The sequence below is a fragment of the Shewanella psychropiezotolerans genome (assembly GCF_007197555.1).
GTDB classification, from domain to species: domain Bacteria; phylum Pseudomonadota; class Gammaproteobacteria; order Enterobacterales; family Shewanellaceae; genus Shewanella; species Shewanella psychropiezotolerans.
The window spans coordinates 1,110,152-1,133,439 of the sequence record NZ_CP041614.1 but is presented as its reverse complement, the minus strand read 5'-3'; the positions used below and the strand labels follow the sequence as shown (position 1 = coordinate 1,133,439).

The following is a 23,288-nucleotide window of genomic DNA, read 5'->3' as shown; positions in this document are numbered from 1 at the left end:
AAAGCGCTAAGATGACCCTCACATGTGAGAGCCAAATACGATAGCCACATACAAGAGTCAATTGATAACCCATGCGAAATGCCGAATTTGATAGAGAGAAAGTACTGAGATCAGCCATGACAGCGTTTATGGACAAAGGCTATGGCAAGACCAGTATGCAAGATCTAAAAAAAGCCACGGGCCTACACCCGGGGTCTATCTATTGTGCATTCGAAAATAAACGTGGTCTATTATTAGCGGCTCTAGAACAGTACAGATTAGACAGAAATGCCGAGTTTGAGGGGTTCTTTGCCGGAAAACATCCAGTTCTTGTGGAGCTTAAAACCTATCTCGATCATATCGTGCACGAATGTCAGAGCTGTGATGCCGCCCAAGCCTGCCTACTCACTAAGGCGCTCAACGAAATTGCCGAAACAGATGCAGAGCTACTAGCCATCATCACAAGTAACTTAGCTAACTGGCAACTGGCACTGACTCAAGTTTTTGAGCTGGCTCAAGCCAAAGGTGAACTCACAACTGAGCGCGATGCAGAACATCTGGCACGCTACTTCATGCTGGGAGTTTATGGCTTGAGAACCTTCGCTCACACTCATTCCGAAGGCGATACCTTACAAGAACTGGCCGATCAGCTTTATAAAGATGTATGCCGATAAGCGGATAGAGGGTTCGAGGTTAGAGCCGCCAAGCTGGATTCCGGCCAAAAGCATGCCGGAATGACCTAGGGGCTATGGCTTTCTTCGCTCTATCTTGACTCGCGACTCGCTGCTTTCTTAGCTGTATCTTGAGCTTTCTTAGCCTTTCTTAAGACTTAAAGCTTACAACTCGAGACTTTCTTAGCCTTGCCTTGAACTCGAAGCTGTCTTAGTCTCTTTATTTAACCACCAACACAGGGCATAGGGCCTGATTGGCTACGGCCTCGGCTACATTAGGACTTAACATGTGTGATATACCAGTATGACCATGACTGGCCATCACTATCATACCCACTTCACGTTCTTCAGCTTCTTCCAATATTTGAGCTAATACCCCTCCGCTGCGAACATTGGTGTGCACAAACAAACCACTGGGCATTTGCTCGCGCACTTCTGACACCATTTTTTTCATCTTCTCATTGGCGTAGGCTTCTTGATCTTGTAGTAGCTCGGCAGGACTATCGACAACAATGCCATAATCAGGTGCGCCGTAGGGCAGACTGATCACATTGAGCAGCCTAATATCAACCCCGTATAGATTTGCCATCTCGACGGCATAACCTAAGGCATGAGATGCCGTTTCCGAAAAATCGGTCGGGCACAGTATGTGACGTGTACGCATAACTATCTCCTAATGAATCAGCTCTCAATAAGTTTTCTAGGTTCTAGGAACGAGGAACTCAAACTTCAAAACTTATTTAACCACTAAGACCGGACACTTAGCCTCATTTGCCACAGACTCCGCCACATTCGCATGGAGAAAATGGGTTAAACCTGTGTGACCATGACTGGCTAAGACGATCATCCCGGCGTTTATCATATTAGCCGATGCCAAAATCTCCTCGGCCGGAGAGCCATGACGAATTACCCCCTCTACCGACAAACCTGAAGCTAAGGTTCCAATCAGTTTACGCATCTTTTCTGCTGCCTCCCCCTCCATTCGACTAGCAAGCTCCTCAGGAGTCACAGATAACACGCGAGTGTATTTGTCTCCGAATGGCTTATCGACCACATGCAGTAAACGAATGCCGACATTATAGAAATTGGCCATCTCAAAGGCGTAGCTCATTGCATGGGAGGCTGTCTCAGAAAAATCTGTGGGGCAGAGTATTTGACGAGTTCGCATAATGTTCTCCTAATAGATAAACTTTTTATTCCTAGCTCTTAGCTTCTTCCAGAACCTTAATCTGAAAATAAGTGGCATAGCCCCAGTCTACTGCCTACAGGTCGCTGATGACATAAACGCCACGAGCAGCACCATACTTAGTCCAATAGGGCTACGCCAAACCTTGTTTAATCAACCTTCCAAGATCGCATTCGACATCCCTATCGGAAACTTTAACTCTAAGCTATAAGCATTGAACATTTAGAGCTGTTTTCAACCATGTTAATGAACCCATGCCGACACAATAAAAGCCATCTATATCAATGATACAGCTAAGAGCGTGAGGTGCTGTCTCATAAAAATCTATTAGACCAGAGTGTTGGACCAGTTCTCATGTACTAAGCATAGTCCCAAAATGCCTGTTAATCCTTCCCTTTATCATCCTCTTATCCCCTATAGATATCACTCATCTCTCCCCCTGTTGATACCACTAGCCAATAGCCTATATCTGTAATAGATCGTAACTAATAATTCTTAAATAACAGCTCTAAATATGACCTCTTCCGAGATGCCGACCTCACTGCCGATTTACACTCAACTCATAAAAGTGAATCCAAAAGAGTCAAAGTGATTTGTATCAATTTTAAACAGGTGTAGATCTTAGTCCCGTTGTGAATTATGATGGAGCAACACAGACCGACCAATCAGTCGGCTTGTAAGTTGAACAGTGCGAAAAACTATAATCGACTAGACTGGATACAGATCAGGAGCTATGAGCAGATGAATATGCCTATTGAGACAGAGAACAAATCAGCGATGCAATCACAACTCGATGAATTGCTCAGACTACAAAGAACCAGCTATCGCTCAGAGCCAGCTCCAACTTATGCACTGAGAGTCAAGCAGCTCAAAGAACTTAAGCAAGCCTTGCTGACCTTTCAACAGCCACTAGCCGATGCCCTCAATCGAGATTATGGCACCCGTTCGGTCGATGACACGCTAATCTCAGATATCATGCCCTGTATCAACAACATCAACTACAGTCTCAAGAACCTGAAGAAATGGATGAAACCCAGTTCTCGCCATGCTGGACTACTACTGGCTCCAGCTAAGATCAAAGTACATTACCAGCCAGTAGGTGTGGTCGGCATCATAGTGCCATGGAACTTCCCTGTCATGCTCTCAATTGGCCCATTGATCACCGCCCTGAGTGCGGGGAATCGCGCCATGCTTAAGCTGTCAGAATTCACACCTGAGACAAACAAAGTCTTAGCCCAGATGCTGTCTAGCATCTTCGACGAATCATTAGTTGCCGTGGTAGAAGGTGAAGCCGATGTCGCCGCCGCATTCTCGGGACTGGCATTCGATCACTTGCTGTTTACAGGCTCCACCACAGTTGGAAAACATGTGATGCGCGCCGCAGCCGCTAACTTAACTCCTGTGACTCTAGAGCTGGGCGGAAAGTCTCCAGTGGTTATCGCCCCAGATATGCCCATAGACACCGCCGTAGAGCGCATGATCTATGGTAAATGTTTAAACTCGGGCCAAATCTGTGTCGCACCGGATTACGTCTTGGTTCCTAAAGAGAAGCAGGCCGAGTTCATCGCCGCTTATCAGAAAAAGTTCAATGCCATGTACGGCAAGGTGAGTGACAACAAGGATTACGGCGCCATCATCAACCAACGTCAGTTTGATCGCCTAACCTCGGTTCTCGAAGATGCCAAAAGCAGAGGCGCAACAGTGGTTTCAGCCAATGATGAGGCTATCGATACCGCCAAGCGTAAAATACCCACGCAACTGATCACCAATGTCAGTGATGAGATGATCTTGATGCAAGACGAGATCTTTGGCCCCTTACTGCCAATCGTAGGATACGAGACCCTGAATGATTCAATAAAGTATATCAATGAGCGTCCCCGTCCATTGGCACTCTATATCATGAGCTTCGATGCACAGGCTCAAGCCAACATACTCAACAACACCCACTCAGGTGGCGTCTGTATCAACGAAACCGTGTTCCACGTCGCCGCCGACGATGCACCATTCGGTGGCATAGGCCCCTCGGGCATGGGCCACTATCACGGCAAAGAAGGCTTCTTGACCTTGAGTCATGCCAAGACAGTATTGAGCCGCGGTAAACTCAACACAGGCAAGCTTGTTCACCCACCCTATGGCACTGGCATTCAAGCCATGTTATATAAGTTTTTCTTGCGTTAACAGCCGTAGGAGCTGCTTTAGCTGCGTGTTTCCAAATGCTAAGAGAATAAGTTGTAGATGAGTAAATTAGATAAGAAGCAAGCCATACTAGATACCGCGCTGACTCTGTTTGTCAGCCAAGGTTTCTATGCCACCTCAACCGCATCCATAGCCAAGCAAGCAGGGGTAGCCACAGGCACCCTGTTTCATCATTTTCCATCCAAAGATGAGCTTATGAACCATCTGTTTCTTAATATCAAGCAGGAGTTTGCCGACGCGATTTTAGCGTCAATAAAAGACAGTGGCGATCTAAAAAAAGATGCTAAACACCTCTGGACCAGCGCCATACAATGGGCCATGGATAACCCGCTGAAACAGGAGTTTTTTCAGCAGTACTCCATGTCACCATCGATATCCACTGAAATCAGAGAGCAAGCCATGAACTCGATACTCGGTTTTATGGGCGCCCTGATGCAAAAAGGCCAGGCCCTAGGCTTGCTGGCTAATTATCCGCTGACCCTGATGCAAGATAACAGTCACGGCCAGTTCTTAGCCGCCACCCGCTTCTTCCTGGACAATCCCGAAAAGTGGCAAGACCCACAACACCAAGAAGCCAGCTTCCTACTATTTTGGAATGCAATGGTGCAAAGTTGAGAAGTCTTAAGCTAAAGACAGAGCAAGGAAAGTTGCGAGCAGAATATAGGGCTAGTCTAATGAACGAGTATCCCTTTATCTGGTTATAGATAACTCTAATCGCTGACCCTTGTGAGCTTTACGCCATCAACTGTCATTTGCCACACACCATCTACTTCTTGAGGCGATTCTGAAACCACGAAGGTGGTTGTTATGAAAAGGAGCCCCACTACGAAATCATCACCAACAAACTCTTTTAGCGGCCCGTTAACAGATGTGGTTGTTCCGCCTTTTATGCGTTTATAGGCAACAGTTCCATCCGCAAGAATCAACAACCCCATTTCCTTGCTTTGCCACTCTCCTACATAGCTAAGCCTGTCTTCCGGTAATGGATCTGCACACCCTGACAGCAACAATAGCAAAGCAATAACTGATATATATTTTTTCAATGGTCTTATCCCTAAGATTTATAAAACTTAAATAAGTCGCGCATGCTTTAGCGTCAGTTTATTTTTTTCTAGTGAGGTAATGAGTTACGGATCTGACACTATATGCTTCGACACAACCTTTCACCTTACAAAAGTACTGCACCATTATGGCCATATCATAGTTCCCAGGTTGATAGTGGGCCATTACACTTGGTGCCTCGTCAGTCACCACATAATCAGATGACGCCCCCATCACTTCATCACCAGTACTATCCAGAAGGCTTAACTGGACCCTTTTGGCCACCCAATTTCCGTGGGTCGTCTTTGGGAATGTGAAAATAACCATACGTACCTTATCATCACCAGAATAGGCTTCCTTAAGCTCAAATCCCAGATCCTTCGAATTATCAGGGGTTAACTCAACCAGTTCAGGTACACCGGAAGAAAAAACATTGCCCGCAAGTACTGAGAGTAAAATAACGAAAAAACACTTAATCATAGGATGCCTCATAAAATGGCGCGGTAAACTTGGAGAATCTGGATCTGTAAACTTATTAGATACTCTCTATTGGCATGAAATACACGTAGATCAGATATCCCATAACAAAAATATAAGACAATGAAATAAGAGTATTAGTCCCCCATAATCCAAGCCAAAACTTACCAGTAAAGTAGCTAGCATTTCGAACACGTGTACTAATCAAAGCAATTGAAGATGGGATCAAGAGAAATGCTGAACAGCCTAGTAGCGGAGCAACTATAAACATTAATCCAAAACCAACACCGCTAGCTGCTGATGCCGTCGTTTCTGAATCTACAGGTGCTAACAGTAAATAACCCAATATCAATCCTGCAAGTGTTGAGATAAATCCTAAAAACTGAATTGTACGCATAAATTCCTTCTCTATCAGCATCCTGCTTCTAGTTCGTTAGCTTGACGCTATGCTTCACAGCGTCTCGCAGACCCTTCCTAAAGTAAGAGTGCATATAAGATCGCTCCTAGGCATCCCTTTATCACTACATAGCGATAAAAAGGTCGGAGCGAATAAGATCGAACTTTCTTGTAAATCCCCAAGTGTAGATGCGGCTGCGAGCTTCCAAAACAAGGATGTTTTGGCAGAGCCCACAGGGAAGTGCTTGCGGCGGTTCGCAGAAGCATCTGCATAAAAGCCCGCTGCAAGCGATAGATAACCATGAAGGTAAAAGTTAAAACTCCCCCCCAATACCCACTAAGCCAGAAGCTAAACTAGAAAATGTCATCCAGCTTCATTCGAAGCTGCTAACTTATTGGGGTAACCAAAGCTTCACACAGAGCCCCGCTTCTTCCCGGTTATGCAGGCTGATGCGGCCATCGTGGGCCTCTAAAATCTCCCGGCACAGGGGCAAGCCCAGTCCAGTACCCGATTGTTTGGTGGAGTAAAAAGGCAATAATGCCTGCTTGAGCACCTCGGCTGACATGCCGCTACCAGCATCACAGATGCTAATGAAGACCCCCTTATTTCCACTCGTTCCATCGACGCCATGACTGGGATTGGAATTGGGATTGGCCTCGGTGATGCTCATGGTGATCTTATCGACAGCGGATCCCGACTCGTGAGCATTCTTCAACAGATTCAGTAGCACTTGCTCCATCTGAATAAGGTCGAAGTAACCATCGCCCTCGGGTAAGTCGCCATCTAAGGTGAACTTATAATGATGGCTCAGGTGATCGGTCATCTTCAGCCAATTAACCATAGACTTGTTGGGCAGCGGCAGCTTGGCGAATCTGGCGTAATTGAAGATAAACTGGCTCAGGTGTTGGGTGCGATCATCTATGGTGTCGAAGATCATCTTGAGTTTGGGATCATTAAGATCTTTGGTGATCATGCGGCCCGAGTTAACCATGGAAGCTATCGGGGCCACCGAATTATTGAGCTCATGACTTATGATGCGGATCACCTTCTTCCACACTGCCACCTCTTGTCGATTGAGCTCATGGGTCATCTGTTTCAGCAAGAGCAGATGATGAAACTGGCCATTGAGCTTGAAACGTCCCCTAGACAGATGCCAGGTCTCATCCTCATTCATGGACTCATTGCTTGTATCACCTTGGCCATCTGTACCGAACGGCTCCTTGGCCGCCAGGGTAAACAGGCCATCTTTGGGATTATTTAGCGCTGTGATAAGTTCGGGGGAACTGCCTTCGAGCAGCTCATTCAGAGTCAAGCCTTCTATGCGTACGCCTTGATTGAACAAGTGCCGGGCGGCGTCATTAGCATAAATAACCCTCTGTTCATCATCGAGCAGTATCATCACGTTGGGGGAGCTTTGGATCACCTTATCGAGTAACAGCTCACGCTGATAGATGAATTGCCGCTCCCGCCTCAGGGTGTGTGCTGATTCATTGAACAGTCGAGCCAAGGCGCGGAGTTGCTCATCTCCTTTAACCGGAATACTGATGCTAAAATCATTATCCTTGAAATTGAGCAGACCCACCTCCAGCGCCGTCAAACAGTCCGCCAGACTTCGGGTCATGTAATGGCTCACCGCCCACACTAGCACCAGCGACAGCACCAGGATCAATACCAGATAGTCCTGACCCAGCCAGTTAAACAACAATCCTGCCGAGACTAAGCCCAAGAAACAGGCCAAAACGGCCCCCAGAATCAACTTAGATCTCAGCGTTATTGCAAAATTACCCATCATAACTACACATAATTAAATCCATGATTAATCTCCCCGAACATCACCCGAAATCCGTAATCCCGAGATATTCGAGTCCCGCTACTTATTGATACCAAACTTTTCCATGCGGCGATACAGGGCCTGCCTGCTGAGTCCCAGAGATTTTGCCACACGCGCTATGACGCCTTTATGCTTGTCTAGCTCGGCTTGTATGCTCGCCTTGTCGATGACGCTTACGCTAGAACAGGCACTAGGATTGGCACTAACATTACCTGATTCTTGTACCCTTGGTGTTTTGGCTATCGGCTCTATTTTTGACTCTGGCTTAAGTACGGGGTCCGACACTAGCTTGTCCTGGGCAGACTCAATGACTTCACTTCCACGAATACCCCATTCTGATTGAGTAACTAGGGGGTTAGACACGAGTGGCTCAGAGGCCAGACCGAAATCGGCTGCGGTCAGTATCTTTGATGGCGCTAGGATCACCGCGCGCTTACAGGCATTTTCAAGTTCCCTGACATTGCCCGGCCAAGTGTGGGCCACCAGTACTCTCTGAGCCTGTTTATTGAGGGAGAAGTCTGGGCCGATAAAGTGATTAACCAGAGGCAGGATATCATTCTGGCGCTGATTGAGGGGAGACAACTCCAACTCGATAACATTGAGACGATAGAAGAGATCCTCACGGAAACGTCCCTCGCGAATGTCGAGGGCAAGCTCGGCATTGGTGGCGCTAAGCACGCGCACATTGACCTTGCGGGTCTGATGACTGCCCAAGCGTTCAAACTCACCAGTTTGTAGTACGCGCAACAGCTTAATCTGGCCCGACAAAGACAAGTTACCTATCTCGTCCAGAAATAGTGTGCCGCCATCGGCCGCCTCGAAACGGCCTATGCGGGTCTTGTTAGCTCCGGTAAAAGCACCGGCTTCTGCGCCGAAAAGCTCAGCCTCTAACAAGTCCATGGGCAAGGCACCGATATTCACCTTGATAAAAGGCTTATTCTTCAAGGGGGAGTTAGCATGAATAATGTCGGCAAGCTTATCTTTACCCGCGCCATTGGGGCCAGTAATCAACACTGACACATCCGAACGAGCGATCTGCAGGGCAAGGTCGACACTGCGCTGCATCGAACCACTAGCGAACACTATTCCACACAGATCCGCATCCTTGATGGCCACCATTCGTTGGCTCTCGACACGCTGTAATTGGGTATTTTCCCGGGACAGGGTATGCAGTGAAATAAGGTTACCCACACTGTTGAGTAGCTTGGCATCGTCCCAAGGCTTACCCATATAATCCGCCGCGCCCTCTTTAACCAGCTCGACGGCAATATCCAGCTGAGTCCAGGCGGTGATCAACACGATAGGGAGTTGAGGCTGTAAGCGACGCAGATCATAGAAGAGTGATTTTCCTTCTTCACCCGAGGTGGTGTCCTGAGTGAAGTTCATATCCTGGATCACTAGGGCAATATCATGGATTTTAACCAACTCAAGAGCCACTTCCGGGGATAAACAGGTGTGGGTCTTATACCCGTGAAGTTCCAACATCAGTGCCAATGCATCACACACGGCCTGGTTATCATCGACGATGAGAATCGTATCCATACTGCTTTTATCGTTCTTCTTTTAGTAGTTTAAAATCGTTTGTGGCAAGCGTTTTAGCTCAACAAGTTAGGTTCAAACTAACTGAAAGCGAAAGAGAATTAAAGGCTAATTCTCTTTCGCTTATTTCAGCACTCCCCGAACAGAGGAGCTGATGTTTAAGATCCTGCTAAATACACGTTAAATCAAGATACAGACTAAATGACAGACTATACGCTTCTGGTCGCTGTAGCTGGCGATATATATTGGCCGCTTTTCTCGCCGGTAAGATGACCGCTATACGCTCCGAGTCGCTGTAGCCGTCGATAAATATTAACCGCTTTTCTCGCTGGTAATATGACCGCTATACGCTTCTGGTCGCTGTAGCCGGCGATATACAAGCCGCTTTTCTTGCCGGTAAGATGACCGCTACGGTAGTGAGTACCATCAAGCCGGCGACCGTCACTATCGGATAGATAAGCTCAAGCTTAGGCAAGCTATAGAAGGTCATCAATTGCTGACCCAGCTGTACTGCCACCAGCCCACCTATGATGCCGCCCACGATACAGATGATGTAGTTCTCCACTAAAAACAGGCTCAATATGTCCCTGCGCTTAGCCCCAAGTGCACGTCTGGTGCCTATCTGCTTGGTGCGTCGCTCAATATTAAACATCACCATACCGGCTAATCCCAGAGAAGTGATAAGTAACAGCAGTACCACCATCATAGACAGTACCGTCGCCATCAACTCATGATTACGGTACACCCTTTTTCTATGCTCGCTGATCAAGGTAAAACCTTCAATAACACGATTGGGTTGATCTTTATGTAACACTGCCGGAATCGCCTCTTTGAGCTGAGCTAAGGTGCCAACTTCGGCGCGGACTAAGACCTTAGTGAACACGTTCACCAGTCTCACATTCAGTATCACACTGTTATCCAGATATGAGCTATTGACCCAGGCTCCCTGAAGTTTATCCACCACGCCTATGACCTGCAACGGCTGACTACCGAAATCTCCCGCATACATGATCTGACCAATGGCTGGCTCATCTCCCCAGGTCGCCTTAGCAAACGCCTTAGACACTATGGCATGAGTCGCCAGATCCGGACTCCCGGTGACGATTTCTGCCGCATAGAAGTTACGTCCCTCGATCAGATCCACACCTAAAGTATTGACCATATGATCATCGCCATAATAGATAGCGGCACTCTCAGTATCCTTAGCCGTTTCCTCACTGTTACCTATGGTATAGCCGGAAGACCAGCCTCCACCGCTCAGAGGTACCATGCTGGTCATGGTAGCATCTATCACCCCAGGCAATTCACGAATGGCTCGCATATCACGCGGACTCTGAGACTCAATGTCGATATCAGAATCGAAGGCGTAGAGGCGAAAATCAAACACCTCCTCTTCCATAGTCCCAGATTCACGATCCATCAAGGCAATGCGCTCGCTGATAATGAAACTGGCATTCGCCACAATCGCCACAGAAAGAATGATCTGTATCAGCAATAAGATCGGGCCACTCTTGCTGCGCATCAAGGTATTGATGATAGGTTTAATGTGTAACATGTAGAATTCCTTTTACTAATTTCACGGGCAGCCTTTACTGACTCTTAAGATGAACACTTGGATTCGTAGAGCAGATGCGCCAGGCCGGATAAGTCCCGGCAATTAAGGCGGCGCAGATGGCAATAGCCGGTGCGATTATCCACATACTCGGATCCAGGTGAGTCAGAGACTCTTCTAGATCGAAGTGTGCCGACAACATAGACAATGACCCCCATGCCCAGATTAAGCCCAAGACACCACCACAGAAGCCAATTAAGCCCACTTCAACCATGTGCTGAGCAAATATCTGATTACGGCTCGCGCCTATGGCACGGCGAACACCGACTTCCGGGGCTCGTTTCAAAAATTTAGCCAGTAACAGCCCCAACATGTTCACCAGACAGACCAGCAAAAACAGCGCGCTGAGACCAACCAATATTTTGTTGTCTTCGGGAACCACTTCATTGAGATCCAACCACTGAGCAACATTCGAAAGCTGAGCACCCGCTTCAGGGCTCTCGAACCGACCCAAGAGCTGTTGCTGCTCCACATAACGCGTCAACCACTGGGCATATTCATCACGCTGTTTATCATCGGTCACCTCGGCCCAAAACTGTATCCAATGCATCTCAGAATTAAGGCGATCACTATAGGTATCCATGGATTCTCGCTTCCAGCTTTGATTATTGCCCCAACTCTGAAACTCTTCGATAGGCGCCAGAGAGAAAGGTACAAACAGCTGGGCGCTATCTTTGAATGCCCCAGTGGTCACATCGTAATATTGAGGACTGGGATTCCAGGTCTTAATCACTCCAACAACTTGATACGGTTTGCTGTCTAAGAACAGAGTCTTACCAACACTGTTTTCGCCCGAGAATAACTGCTTATTGATTTCTTCGTTGATCACCACCTGATAAGCGGCCTCGGTATCGACACTCTTATCCCAGGCTCCACCATAGAGAAAAGGCACAGAAAACATCCCGAAGAAATCGCTATCGGTCACCCGAACAGACTCTAACAGAGGAGAAAAATCAGCATCTTCTGTCTGTATCGCTAAACCGGTAACGAACATAGCCGTTTGACGTACAGGCAGATCACTCTTACGTAAGTTAAATGCATCCTGATAGGTCACTTGGGCATTAAATTCTTTCCAGGCATCCTTGCCCTGACTCCAAAGCTGCACTGCAATTAACTTATCTGAACGCTCTCCCGCAGGATTGACAGACATAAGCTGATAAACATTCAGAGTCGTTATGGTAGTGCTGATGCCAACAGAGATGGCGAGTACCATCAACAATGACAACAGAGGCGTCTTCTTAATGCTGCGCCAGGCTAAATCGAGATAATAGAAAAACATGGTCACTCTCCTTAGCTAGCGACTTGTTGAGTCTGTTTTGACTCATCGGCACTTTTATCTAAACCAGAAGCTGCCCCAGCAACTAGGTGTGGCTTTTCGGCTCCTGCACTGCCTTGATACATAGTAAAATCACAAACCTGACCATCGACAATCTGAATATTACGTTGAGCTCGGCGTGCAAGCTCAGGATCATGAGTCACCATGATGATAGTCGTGCCAGCCTTATTGATATCTTCCAACAACTCCATCACCTGACGCGCCATCATGCTGTCTAAGTTACCCGTAGGCTCATCGGCAAGCAGGAATCTAGGCTCGCCGGCAAGGGCACGGGCAATCGCCACACGTTGCTGCTGACCACCGGACAGTTGTGATGGCAGGTGCTTCATACGTGCCGCCAGACCCACTTGCTCTAATGCATGTTGCACACGGCGCTTACGTTCTTTAGCGTTGAAACCACGATAGCGCAGAGGCACCTCAACATTTTCAGCTAAGTTAAGGTCAGGGATTAAATTAAAACCTTGAAAGATAAAGCCTATTTTCTCGTTACGAATGGCTGCACTCTTGTTGTCACTCAAATTGGAGATATTGACGCCATCGAGGAAGTAGTCCCCGTGGGTGAAGCCTTCCAGCAGACCAGCAATATTAAGGAAAGTAGTTTTACCTGAACCCGATGGTCCTGTGACCGCTACAAACTCACCTTCTTTTACCTCGAGATTAAAGTCACGCAACGCATGAGTCTCTACTAAGTCCGTTTTAAATACTTTACTAATGCTTTTCATCGATAACATTTTAATATTCCCTGTTTTTATCGTTTAATTCTTTATCACTCATTGTAGGAGCGGCTTTAGCCGCGATGCTCCCGGTTATCTTGGTTCTACAAGCTTAAGCCGGTCCTACGGATTTAATCCAAGGCACACTCGATAATTCCTATGACAAATTTCTGCGTGAAAATACCTATGTCGGTCAAGATATTCGCTATATCTGAGTCAGTGCCTAAGCCAGAGACCATACCTGTGCCTAAGTGTGTGTTTAGGCCTGTGGTGACATTTGATACTTCAGTGAATACTGGCGTAACAGGCGTCGTCATCTCTAATACGTTAAGGCCAAATACATACCAATCGCCGATGCTCTGAGTCGATACCTGAACGGCAACCAGCAGGAGTAATAATGCCGACACTGTGATCACTCTCTGTATGTTTAAGCCACTTTTTTGATTTAATTTATTCATCTTGCTCTCCTTAGCGTACTAAGACTTGCTCGGCTTTGTTGAATGGCTGGATACTGGAAATCACCCAGACATCCCCCGCCTTGCCGCCTTGCAATACTTCGATATGACTCATGCTACGGGCCCCCAACTGAATATCTGTTTGCTCGGCGATGTCGCTATTCATGGCATAGACTTCTCTGCCGCCACCGGTTGAGACAAATGCACCGCGCTTCACCATCAAGACATTAGGTCTGTTTTCTAATAGCACCCTAGCCGATAGACGCTGGTTCTGACGCAGATGCAGACGCTCGTCTTGCTCAAACCTGACACGAGCGGTAACTTCACGATTTCTCACCTCGGGTGAGATAGATGACAGCTCGCCAATCAGGGTAAGTTCGCCGAAACTCAGTTCCACTGCCATGCCGAGTCCTAACTCGTCGGCATAGGACTCAGGTACCGCTAGCTCTGCTTCGAAGGCACTTAAATCAACCACAGTGAGTATGGGTTGGCTCTGACCGATACGGGCTTTTTGCTCCGTTAACCAGTTACCTATGATGCCGCCAACGGGCGCCTTGATATTTAGCGCGCCGACCTGACGTTCAAGCTCGCTGACCACTAACTTCTGACGATTCACTTCCGACTCCTTGTTCTTTATCTCGAAGGCCAAGGTGTCTCGCATCAGCTCGGCGTCCTGCTTAGCATGAGCGGACAACAACTTGGCCTTATGCAGGTCATCCTTGCCCTTCTCGAAATCAATTTTGGAGATGAGTTTATTTTGGATTAGCTCATCACCGCGGCGACTCTCTCTATCCGCCGCCTCCAGGTCGACCTTGGCCATGTCTAATGTTTGTAGTGCTTTAAGTTGCTCACGACGGGCATCGAGACGGGCTCTTTCTAATGCGCTCAGCATGCCTTCTAACAAGGCTTCTTGTTGTTTAAGGCTGTTGGTCAACTTGTGACTCTCGATAGTAGCCACCACATCACCCAATTCGACTCTGTCGCCAGGCTTTGCCAGTAGTGTCACTGTACCTTGGTCAGTGCTATATAAGATGGGCGCGTTAGCCGCGACAATTTTACCTGTAGTGGCTATGTCTCTGGTCAGGGTGCCTAGCTCTAAGGTGGCAAATCTAAGTTCACTGCGTTTAATCGACTCGCTGATCTGACTGCCGCCAACACTGGACCAAACCAGACCGGAAACCAATAGCACAGCCGCCCCGGCCACTAAAGGCCATTTCAGTTTCTTGCCCATGTTTGGCTGAATCTCTGTGTCCTGTCCGCTGGTATCCTGAATCATCTTATACTAGTCCTCATAAATATCTGTTCATTCAGCGGGAGTTCACAGCGCTGTAGGTAAGGCGGATGATTGAAGCTCATAGTAATTCTATTTCTAAAGCATTCAACGCAGCATAAAGTGCTGTGAACCCCGCACGTTGTGAGCCTCTCAGGCTTTCCACTTCTACTTTGCATTGACTTAAAAGGGAATAACCATTTCTTCATCAATGCGCCTTGAATTGAAAACTCTGAGAGACTCTGAATAGACCGTATATTTATACGGACTAGTATTACTATCCCTGTCCGTTTAGTGAGTGCTGTATCACTATCTTTCAATTAATCAATCTTGCAGTGACTTACTATATACAAGGAGTGTGCCAGAAATAGACATTAGCTAACATTCAATGAGTTAGAGTGAAAAGTTGTAAATCGGACGCTAAAAGTGTCCGCGGACACATAGAGAAAGTGTCCGATTATTTGCTCATTTGAGCAGCATGTGTCCGATCATTTACTCAAATGGGCATTATTTGTGTCCGATTTGTTAGCGGACAGGTGAACACCTTGTCCGTTAACTGAATTTTAAGTCACTCATCGCAGCCACTCATCCCTGTCCATTACAAACCACATCGAGCGTTCCATCGCATTTTTCTAATAAACTGATTGCAAGCCCGAAAAAACTCCATTAGAATTTTCTCATGAACTTTTATCAATCAGTTTTGGGTACTCGATATGTCCGCTAGCTCTCATCAATCCAGCCTAAGTTCGGCTGTGTTTATTACAGCCTTGCTCCCCCTGATTTTCCTGGGCGTCAGCACCCCGGTCCTAGCCGCGATGGCAAGTTCAAACTCCATAGAGACGATTCGGGTATCCAATACAGAGCAAACCAAATGGGTCGAACTCGATGCCACACTGGAGGCGGTAAAGGCAGCTACAGTATCGGCACAAACCTCGGGGCGGATACTCAGGCTCAACTATGATGTGAACGATATTGTGCCTAAGGGCGCGGCATTACTCGAGATCACCAGCAAGGAACAAGGGGCAGAGCTTGCCAGCGCCGAAGCTGGGCTTGCCAGAGCAGTGGCATTAAACACAAAGGCGCAGCAGACAAAAAATCGTTATGAAGCGCTATTCCCCCAAGGCGCCATCTCCCAGGGTAAAATGGATGAGGCCATTGCCCGGGCAACATCCGCCGAACAAGAGGTCTCTGCGGCCAAAGCCAACATCATACGGGCCAATGAATCACTCACCTATACCACGGTGTCCGCGCCCTTCTCAGGCATAGTCACCCAGAGACATGTTGAGCTAGGGGAAACCGTCAGTCCGAGTCAGCCTCTACTGTCTGGTTTCTCACTGAGCCAGATGCGCGCTATCACTCAGGTGCCCCAAAGATATATAGATGCGTTAAAACGTCAGCCTAGGTTTAAACTCAGCCTCAAAGATGGTCGTGAGTTCAGCTCAGATAAGCTCACCATCTTCTCTTTCGCCGACCCCCTCAGTCACAGCTACCAGGTGCGCATCTCGCTTCCCGAGGGCGAGCCTAATCTGATGCCGGGGATGTGGGCTAAGGCCAGATTCAGTTCCGGGATCATTAAGCTCATCACGATCCCAAAATCAGCATTGATCGAGCGTGGCGAGCTGAGCGCTGTATATCGAAAATTGGGACAAGGTTTTGTGCTTAATCAGGTACGCATCGGCGTATCCGATAACCACAAAGCAGAGATCCTCTCCGGCCTGGATGATGGCGATGTTATCGCCCTGGACGCCTATCGGATGTTACTCGAACAACAAGCCAGCAAGTAAGGGGAGCGCAACAGGATGAGCAGTTCACACATTCCAACTGAGCCAGGTTCCTCGAAGAGTCTCGGCATCTCAGGCAAGATAGCCGCTGTATTTCAGCTTAGCGCCATCACACCTTTACTGGCCATTCTCGGCCTGTTATTGGGACTGTTTGCGGTACTCGTCACCCCAAAGGAGGAGGAGCCTCAGATAGACGTCACCTTCGCCGATGTCTATATTCCCTTTCCCGGTGCCACACCGGCAGAGGTGGAGAGTCTGGTCACCCTGCCTGCAGAGCAAGTGATCTCACAGATCAAAGGCATAGATACCCTCTACTCCTTCTCACAGCCTGACGGTGCCTTGATCATCGCCATCTTCGACGTGGGAATCCCCAAGAACGAGGCCATAGTAAAACTCTACAATCAGATCTACTCCAATCTGGATAAGCTCCCTTCGGGCGCTGGTGTGGGCGAGCCCATGATCAAACCCAGAGGAATCGATGATGTACCTATCATGAGCTTAACCTTGTGGTCAAAAGACACTCAGGTGTCGGCGGAAGATCTGACTCATGTAGCCCACAGACTGGAAACCGAGCTCAAGCGCATTCCCGGCACTCGCGAGATCTATACTCTGGGCTCCCATGAGCTGGTGCTCAATGTGCGTATCGATCCGGTAAAAATGAACTACTACGGCCTGAGCTTCGATGCCATAGGTCAGGCATTATCGAGCAATAATCACATCTCCATGCCCGCCTCTCTGATACAGGGAAACCAGGAGATTAAAGTGCAGGCGGGCCAATTTCTACGTAGCTTAGACGATGTGAAACAGCTGGTCGTCTCCGTCTATAAAAATAATTACGGTCAGAGTGTTCCCGTGTATCTGGCCGATATCGCCGAGCTGTCACTCAAGGCCGATATCCCCAGCAAGAGCGCCTGGCATGGCGACAAGTCAGGCATGTATCCCGCGGTCACTATCGCCATAGGTAAGCAGGCGGGCGAGAATGCCGTCGGCGTCGCCGAGCAACTTCTCCAGCGAGTCGATAAAGTCAAAAATATTCTGCTGCCGGACAATGTCGAGATCACAGTAACGCGCAACTATGGTGAGACCGCCGGAGATAAGGCCAATACCTTAATATTTAAGTTGATATTTGCCACCGCCGCCGTGGTTATCTTAGTGCTAATTACCATGGGCGCACGAGAAGCTGTGGTGGTCGGCATGGCCATCATCATCACTTTAGCCATCACCTTGTTCGCCTCCTGGGCCTGGGGCTTCACGCTCAATCGCATCTCACTGTTCGCACTGATTTTCTCCATCGGCATCCTGGTAGATGACGCCATAGTCGTGGTTGAGAATATTCATCGTCATATGGCCATGGGCAAGAAGAGCCTGACTGAGCTTATCCCCGAGGCCGTCGATGAGGTAGGAAGCCCCACCATATTGGCGACCTTTACCGTTATCGCCGCCCTGCTGCCGATGGCCTTCGTCTCCGGCCTTATGGGCCCTTATATGGCGCCAATCCCCATCAATGCCAGCATGGGCATGTTGATTTCCCTGGCCATCGCCTTCATCGTCACCCCTTGGCTCAGCCATAAACTACTGAAACATAAACGCGCTTTGCCTGAAGGAAATAGCGGTGAAAATCAACAAAGCACTGGCCTGATGTTCAGGTTATTCACCCGCCTTATCGGCCCCTTTGTGTTGGGCAAAGGAGCGAGGAAGGCTAGACTCGGACTCGCGGCGGGCATCTTTGTTTTAATTGGCGTCGCGGTCGCGCTGCCTATTGGCCAGTTGGTGCTCCTTAAGATGTTACCTCTGGATAATAAGTCCGAGTTTCAGGTGATGGTCGATATGCCCGAAGGCACGCCTGTCGAGCAGACTCAGCGCGTGCTGCAGGACTTGGGACGTTATCTGGCCACGGTAGAAGAAGTAGACAACTATCAGCTCTACGCCGGTACGAATGCACCGATGAACTTCAATGGCCTGGTCAGGCACTACTTCCTCAGGGAGAGTCAGGAGCTGGGCGACATTCAGGTCAACCTGCTGGAAAAAAAACACCGGGAGCGTGATAGCCACACTATCGCTCAGTCGGTGCGCGGGCCTCTGCAGGAGATTGGCAAGCGCTACCATGCCAACATCAAGGTGGTTGAGGTTCCGCCCGGGCCACCGGTATGGTCACCCATAGTGGCCGAGGTTTATGGCCCCAGTGAGGTGATTCGGGAGCGGGCCGCTAACGAACTGCTTACCTTGTTTAAACAGACAGATGGCGTCGTCGACATCGACATTTTCCTACCGGCCGCACAGCAAAAGTGGCAGGTAAAAATCGACCGAAACCGAGCCAGCATACTAGGCGTCCCCTATCAGAATATCGTCGACTTGATCGCCACCTCCATTGGCGGAAAAGACATGAGCTACCTACATGATGATAAGCAAAAATATCCTGTGCCGATCCGCTTACAGCTGAAAGAGTCGGCCAAGGTGGATCTCGATCAGGTACTCAATCTCAAGCTAACGGGAGCCGATGGCATACGCATCCCGGTATCAGAGCTGATCACTATCCACAAAGGAGTCATAGACGCGCCCATCATCCACAAGAATATGATCCCCATGATCATGGTGGTTGCCGACATGGCCGGGGAGAATGATAGTCCTCTGTATGGCATGTTCGACATGGCCGCTCAGATAGATAACAAAGAAGGGCTGGGATTCGAGCAACACTATATCAATCAACCCACGGGACTCGATTCCGTAGCGGTACTCTGGGATGGCGAATGGAAGATAACCTATGAGACCTTCCGCGACATGGGGATCGCCTATGGCGTAGGCATAATAGCCATCTATCTGTTAGTGGTGGGCCAGTTCAGATCTTACACAGTGCCTTTGATCATCATGGCCCCCATACCGCTCACCATCATAGGCGTCATGCCGGGACACGCACTGCTGGGGGCTAATTTTACCGCCCCATCCATGATAGGCATGATCGCGCTGGCCGGGATAATAGTCAGAAACTCGATCCTGTTAGTGGACTTCATCAATAAAGAGACCGCCGCCGGTGTTCCTTTCGAGCAAGCGGTGATCCACTCTGGTGCGGTGCGAGCCAAACCTATCATGCTCACGGCTCTGGCAGCCATGATTGGCGCCCTATTTATCATAGATGACCCGATATTTAATGGCCTGGCCATCAGTTTAATATTCGGCATCATGGTATCCACCCTGTTAACTCTGGTAGTGATCCCTGTGCTCTATTATGCCGTGATGAAGAATAAATTCAGCTAAATCCATTATTTAAGCTGGTAACTTTAGTCAAACATTGGGGAGCCTAACTCCCTTCCAGGAGAACATATGTCAATAGAGCGTTTTATCATGGCCTTCGCAGGGATCATGGTACTGATATCACTTGCCTTAACTGTGTGGGTCAACCCACACTTTGTCTGGTTCACCCTATTCGTCGGAGCCAACTTGTTTCAGAGCGCCTTTACCGGCTTCTGCCCCGTCGCTATTCTAATGAAGAAACTGGGTATGAAAACTGAGGCTCAGTGCGCCCTGGCTAAGCCTTAATCCAGTTAAACCATAGTAAAGAGAAGAGGAAAAATCTATGTTGAGATCCATAGCCGACATCATGGCCGAAGTGAAAGCCCCATTAAATACCATCACGGCGCAACAAGCCGCCTTAATGTGCCAGAGTAAAAATGGCGTATTAATCGATGTGCGTGAAACATCCGAACGGGCCCAACAGGCCGTAGAGAGCGCAGTACATATTCCCCGTGGCGTATTAGAGATGAAGATGCTCACCCTCTATCCTGACGAGAAACAGGCCATCTTCATTCATTGTGGCTCGGGGGTCAGAGCATGTCTGGCGGCGGAGCAGTTGCTGAGACTTGGATATGAGAATGTGTGGGCGATCACCTGTAAACAGGATGCCGTCTTCGCCGCCAATAGCTAGTCGCCGATCATAGCCTCGCTAACAATAGAGGCTATCAAATCGACGAGCTAACCAATGAGTCGGTCACCACTCGATGACTGACCCACATTTTCACACTGCATCCAGCTTGTTTTGCGGAGCAAACAATACAGATTAAAATATTAGTCAAATTATCTCAGAAAATGAAAAAAATCATCCCAGTCAAAAAATACTCCCAGTGTCGAAATACTAGCGTAAGAGTCAAAATTCTATCCACAGCTAAAAAGACCAATAAACCAAATGTCTTACAGACTGGGCCATCAGCAAATGGCCCAAAACATAAATCAACAATTACGCAACCCATATGGCACGGTAAAAAACGCAAGCATTAACATACTCTAAATTAGAGTATTTATTCACATGCAACACTTTGTAACCAGGCAAATAAAATAGCTTTAACTTTTTGAATTTAAACTGTAGTTTCTCGCTTACATTCGTTCATTCGTACGGTAAAGCAGATACAAGCCGCTCAATAAACGAATGCCATTATTAGTCACTTGGCAAACTAGTTGAAAGACTAGGACGCAAAGCTTCCGATCTAAAGATGTTAGTCAGTTAACTAGCATCCAAGATAGCGGGGTTGCAACTTACTGAAGTTAGCGCTTCAGGCCAAATTGACTGTTCACAAATCTATCAATTAATTGGAAGTATTTATGACAGTAAATCAAAATATAATTCGCCTCTTTGCTGCAAGTACACTGCTTGCCAGTACAGGCGCATTCGCCCATGGGTACATCACAACACCTGGGACCGAAGCCCGAGGTTACCTTTGTGATAAACAGCCGGAAAACAGTAACTGTAATGAGCTAAGAGGAAACTCTCAAAGTCTGGAAGCACTTAAAGGTTTTCCAGCTTCTGGGCCTGCAGATAGCCAAATAGCCAGTGCAGGCACTCCCTATAAAGTACTCGATGAGCAGTCCCCTTTGCGATGGGTAAAGAAAGAGATTGAATCTGGCCCGATGGAGATCCACTGGACCTTCACCGCCAACCACAGAACCGCTAAGTTTCATTACTACATGACCAAACAGAACTGGAACCCGAGTGCGGCACTCACCCGAGACAGTTTCGAACTCGAGCCGTTCTGTGAAGTAGATTATAACGATCAGGTTCCTCCTATGGCTCTGTCCCATATGTGTAATATTCCTGAGCGTAGCGGTTACCAAATAATGCTAGCAGTTTGGGATGTAGCGGATACGGCTAATGCCTTCTATAACGTTGTCGACCTCACCTTCGATGATGAAACACCTGAAGGTTGGAAGCATGGCGGTACTATCATCCCATCTAGCGACTTAAAAGCTGGTGACTTGGTGAGAACCCGTGTATTTGCTAATGGCAGCGAAGTTTCAGGTTTAGCTACACGCCTTGAAATAACACAAGATACTCAGGCCTATGTCTGGTCTTATGCTTTAGCCACTAAGATCAATGCCGAGCAAAGTGAAATCCAATCGGGGCAGGTCAATACTCAGGCTGAATTTGTGCCAGTCTACGGCAGCAATAAGATATTTGTCAGCAAGGCAAGCGACATCACCAGCGTAGAAATTCAGATAGAACAATTGCCACCAGAACATGATGTCACTATCACAGGAGTAGAGGGCAGTTATGAAATCCAAGATGGCTCAGTGACAATAAACTTCGAAGCTAGCGCAACTGGCGATACCATGTTGGTAAATGCAACCCTATATGATCATGGCGGCGCACCGCTGGCCTACGAACATGCCGTGGTTGAAGACAATGCCAGCCATAGTTTTGCAATTACGCCAGTGGCTAATGTCCAAGCTGACCATCATATTCTCAAACTGATAAGTAGTCCCAAAAATGGCGGAGATAATGTCCATGAAAACTTCGATATCATGTTCAAAGAGCCAAGCACTGGAGAGTATGACTATAGCTTCCCTGAAGGGTTAGGCTCTTACGTTGAAGGCACTAAGGTGTTTCAACCGAAAAACGGTCAAATCTATCAGTGTAAAGCCTTTCCATACAGCGGTTGGTGTAACATCTGGAGCGAAAGTGCCTCTCAGTATGAGCCAGGTGTAGGCAGCAACTCTTCCGATGCCTGGGATGAAGTAAACTAGTTCACACTGACTAAATACCAATCCTCCCAAAAATAAAAGCGATCGTTAACGATCGCTTTTTTCATGCCTCATAGACAAAGAGTCAGATTTAAATTAATGCTCAATTAAAACACTTAATAGAAGGTGCCGAACATACAGAAGGTGGCATAGCCTTCTGTCATAAACCGGAGAAGTTGACATCTATTTCGTACTCTTATCTCGTTTGAAGGAGAGAGCAATGACAAGCTCACCATTAAAAAGCACACAGGCTCATTACGACTTATTAACTCGTTTTTTTCACTGGGTGATCGCGTTTACTATTATTTATAATACAATTGCTGGATATACCATGTTCGTACTCGAAGAGACATATCCAGTCATCTATCAATTTATTGGAGATATCAACGTATCCCTAGCCAGTGTGGTAGCAATACTTTTTATATTTCGCTGGATATGGTCACACTTCAGACAGGAGCCTGATTCAAGCAGCGGCCTCCCATTACTACAGAAAAAGATAGCCAACATTGTTCATTCAACTTTGTATTTAAACATGTTTATTGTTTATTTATCAGGATTTTTAATGCTAGAACATAGCTTTGAAATTTTCTGGTTGTTTGAATTACCCAATCCAATAACCACACCAGAAATAAACCATTTCTTTTTTATAATTCATCGATACAGCTGCATTTGTTTAGCTATATTTATGTTAGTACATATTGCTGCGGCGCTTAAACATCATTTAATAGAAAAAAATAATGTACTCATCCGCATGTTGGGACCTAAATTTATACTTCGTAAAACCATTTAAATAAGGGT

At 47.6% G+C, this 23,288-nt stretch carries 21 protein-coding genes and 1 riboswitch; of the genes, 9 read left to right on the top strand and 12 right to left on the bottom strand.

Translation table 11 applies throughout. The features are described 5' to 3' along the window. Positions 1 to 71: 71 nt before the first annotated feature. Complete coding sequence (locus tag FM037_RS05030; RefSeq protein WP_144045102.1) at positions 72 to 653, top strand: TetR/AcrR family transcriptional regulator; 582 nt, start codon at positions 72 to 74, stop codon at positions 651 to 653. 217 nt (positions 654 to 870) lie between these two features. On the opposite strand, the gene FM037_RS05025 is transcribed toward FM037_RS05030, so the two are convergent. Together FM037_RS05025 and FM037_RS05020 are read right to left on the bottom strand one after the other, a co-directional pair. After that, on the bottom strand, positions 871 to 1,314 hold the full coding sequence (locus FM037_RS05025) for a universal stress protein (RefSeq protein WP_144045101.1): 444 nt from the start codon (positions 1,312 to 1,314) through the stop codon (positions 871 to 873). A 72-nt stretch (positions 1,315 to 1,386) separates the two neighbouring features. Beyond that, entirely contained in the window at positions 1,387 to 1,818 is a 432-nt protein-coding gene (locus tag FM037_RS05020; RefSeq protein WP_144045100.1) for a universal stress protein, read from the bottom strand. A 759-nt stretch (positions 1,819 to 2,577) separates the two neighbouring features. Between FM037_RS05020 and FM037_RS05015 the strand changes: the two genes are divergently transcribed. Then, a complete protein-coding gene (locus FM037_RS05015) occupies positions 2,578 to 4,014 on the top strand; it encodes a coniferyl aldehyde dehydrogenase (protein WP_185977050.1) in 1,437 nt (478 codons plus the stop codon). Between the two features lie 57 nt (positions 4,015 to 4,071). Further along, positions 4,072 to 4,647: a TetR/AcrR family transcriptional regulator gene (locus tag FM037_RS05010; protein WP_144045099.1), complete on the top strand. Its 576-nt coding sequence runs from the start codon at positions 4,072 to 4,074 to the stop codon at positions 4,645 to 4,647. Between the two features lie 95 nt (positions 4,648 to 4,742). Here the strand turns inward: FM037_RS05010 and FM037_RS05005 are convergent, their stop codons facing one another. The 10 genes from FM037_RS05005 to FM037_RS04960 form a co-directional block, all read right to left on the bottom strand. Further along, positions 4,743 to 5,075, bottom strand: coding sequence for a putative periplasmic lipoprotein (locus tag FM037_RS05005; RefSeq protein ID WP_144045098.1), 333 nt, complete (start codon positions 5,073 to 5,075; stop codon positions 4,743 to 4,745). Positions 5,076 to 5,133: 58 nt separating this feature from the next. Then, complete coding sequence (locus tag FM037_RS05000; RefSeq protein WP_144045097.1) at positions 5,134 to 5,553, bottom strand: hypothetical protein; 420 nt, start codon at positions 5,551 to 5,553, stop codon at positions 5,134 to 5,136. 55 nt (positions 5,554 to 5,608) lie between these two features. Then, on the bottom strand, positions 5,609 to 5,947 hold the full coding sequence (locus FM037_RS04995; RefSeq protein ID WP_144045096.1) for a carbon starvation protein CstA: 339 nt from the start codon (positions 5,945 to 5,947) through the stop codon (positions 5,609 to 5,611). Positions 5,948 to 6,338: 391 nt separating this feature from the next. After that, positions 6,339 to 7,739: a sensor histidine kinase gene (locus FM037_RS04990; protein WP_144045095.1), complete on the bottom strand. Its 1,401-nt coding sequence runs from the start codon at positions 7,737 to 7,739 to the stop codon at positions 6,339 to 6,341. Between the two features lie 78 nt (positions 7,740 to 7,817). Beyond that, positions 7,818 to 9,320: a sigma-54-dependent transcriptional regulator gene (locus FM037_RS04985; RefSeq protein ID WP_144045094.1), complete on the bottom strand. Its 1,503-nt coding sequence runs from the start codon at positions 9,318 to 9,320 to the stop codon at positions 7,818 to 7,820. Positions 9,321 to 9,660: 340 nt separating this feature from the next. Further along, positions 9,661 to 10,872 (bottom strand): FtsX-like permease family protein, encoded by a 1,212-nt coding sequence (locus FM037_RS04980; RefSeq protein ID WP_144045093.1) that lies wholly within the window; start codon positions 10,870 to 10,872, stop codon positions 9,661 to 9,663. Positions 10,873 to 10,906: 34 nt separating this feature from the next. Further along, complete coding sequence (locus FM037_RS04975; protein WP_144045092.1) at positions 10,907 to 12,208, bottom strand: ABC transporter permease; 1,302 nt, start codon at positions 12,206 to 12,208, stop codon at positions 10,907 to 10,909. A gap of 11 nt (positions 12,209 to 12,219) precedes the next feature. Further along, on the bottom strand, positions 12,220 to 12,996 hold the full coding sequence (locus FM037_RS04970) for an ABC transporter ATP-binding protein (RefSeq protein ID WP_144045091.1): 777 nt from the start codon (positions 12,994 to 12,996) through the stop codon (positions 12,220 to 12,222). A 113-nt stretch (positions 12,997 to 13,109) separates the two neighbouring features. Continuing rightward, the gene (locus FM037_RS04965; protein WP_144045090.1) at positions 13,110 to 13,436 is read right to left on the bottom strand and encodes a hypothetical protein; all 327 of its coding nucleotides are present in this window, start codon (positions 13,434 to 13,436) and stop codon (positions 13,110 to 13,112) included. 10 nt (positions 13,437 to 13,446) lie between these two features. Continuing rightward, positions 13,447 to 14,709 carry an efflux RND transporter periplasmic adaptor subunit gene (locus FM037_RS04960; protein WP_144045089.1) on the bottom strand — a complete coding sequence of 421 codons (1,263 nt, stop codon included), beginning with the start codon at positions 14,707 to 14,709 and terminating at the stop codon, positions 13,447 to 13,449. Positions 14,710 to 15,416: 707 nt separating this feature from the next. On the opposite strand from FM037_RS04960, the gene FM037_RS04955 reads away from it, so the two are divergent. The 6 genes from FM037_RS04955 to FM037_RS04930 all read left to right on the top strand — a co-directional run bounded on the left by FM037_RS04955 (position 15,417) and on the right by FM037_RS04930 (position 23,280). Continuing rightward, positions 15,417 to 16,487: an efflux RND transporter periplasmic adaptor subunit gene (locus tag FM037_RS04955; RefSeq protein ID WP_185976961.1), complete on the top strand. Its 1,071-nt coding sequence runs from the start codon at positions 15,417 to 15,419 to the stop codon at positions 16,485 to 16,487. A gap of 15 nt (positions 16,488 to 16,502) precedes the next feature. Next, positions 16,503 to 19,736 carry an efflux RND transporter permease subunit gene (locus FM037_RS04950; RefSeq protein ID WP_144045088.1) on the top strand — a complete coding sequence of 1,078 codons (3,234 nt, stop codon included), beginning with the start codon at positions 16,503 to 16,505 and terminating at the stop codon, positions 19,734 to 19,736. 66 nt (positions 19,737 to 19,802) lie between these two features. Then, entirely contained in the window at positions 19,803 to 20,018 is a 216-nt protein-coding gene (locus FM037_RS04945) for a YgaP family membrane protein (RefSeq protein ID WP_144045087.1), read from the top strand. A gap of 37 nt (positions 20,019 to 20,055) precedes the next feature. Next, positions 20,056 to 20,403: a rhodanese-like domain-containing protein gene (locus tag FM037_RS04940; RefSeq protein WP_144045086.1), complete on the top strand. Its 348-nt coding sequence runs from the start codon at positions 20,056 to 20,058 to the stop codon at positions 20,401 to 20,403. A gap of 507 nt (positions 20,404 to 20,910) precedes the next feature. Next, positions 20,911 to 21,009, top strand: a riboswitch (cyclic di-GMP riboswitch). A gap of 65 nt (positions 21,010 to 21,074) precedes the next feature. Further along, positions 21,075 to 22,493: an N-acetylglucosamine-binding protein GbpA gene (gene gbpA, locus FM037_RS04935; RefSeq protein ID WP_144045085.1), complete on the top strand. Its 1,419-nt coding sequence runs from the start codon at positions 21,075 to 21,077 to the stop codon at positions 22,491 to 22,493. Between the two features lie 217 nt (positions 22,494 to 22,710). Continuing rightward, positions 22,711 to 23,280: a cytochrome b gene (locus FM037_RS04930; protein ID WP_144045084.1), complete on the top strand. Its 570-nt coding sequence runs from the start codon at positions 22,711 to 22,713 to the stop codon at positions 23,278 to 23,280. The last annotated feature ends 8 nt before the right edge of the window (positions 23,281 to 23,288 follow it).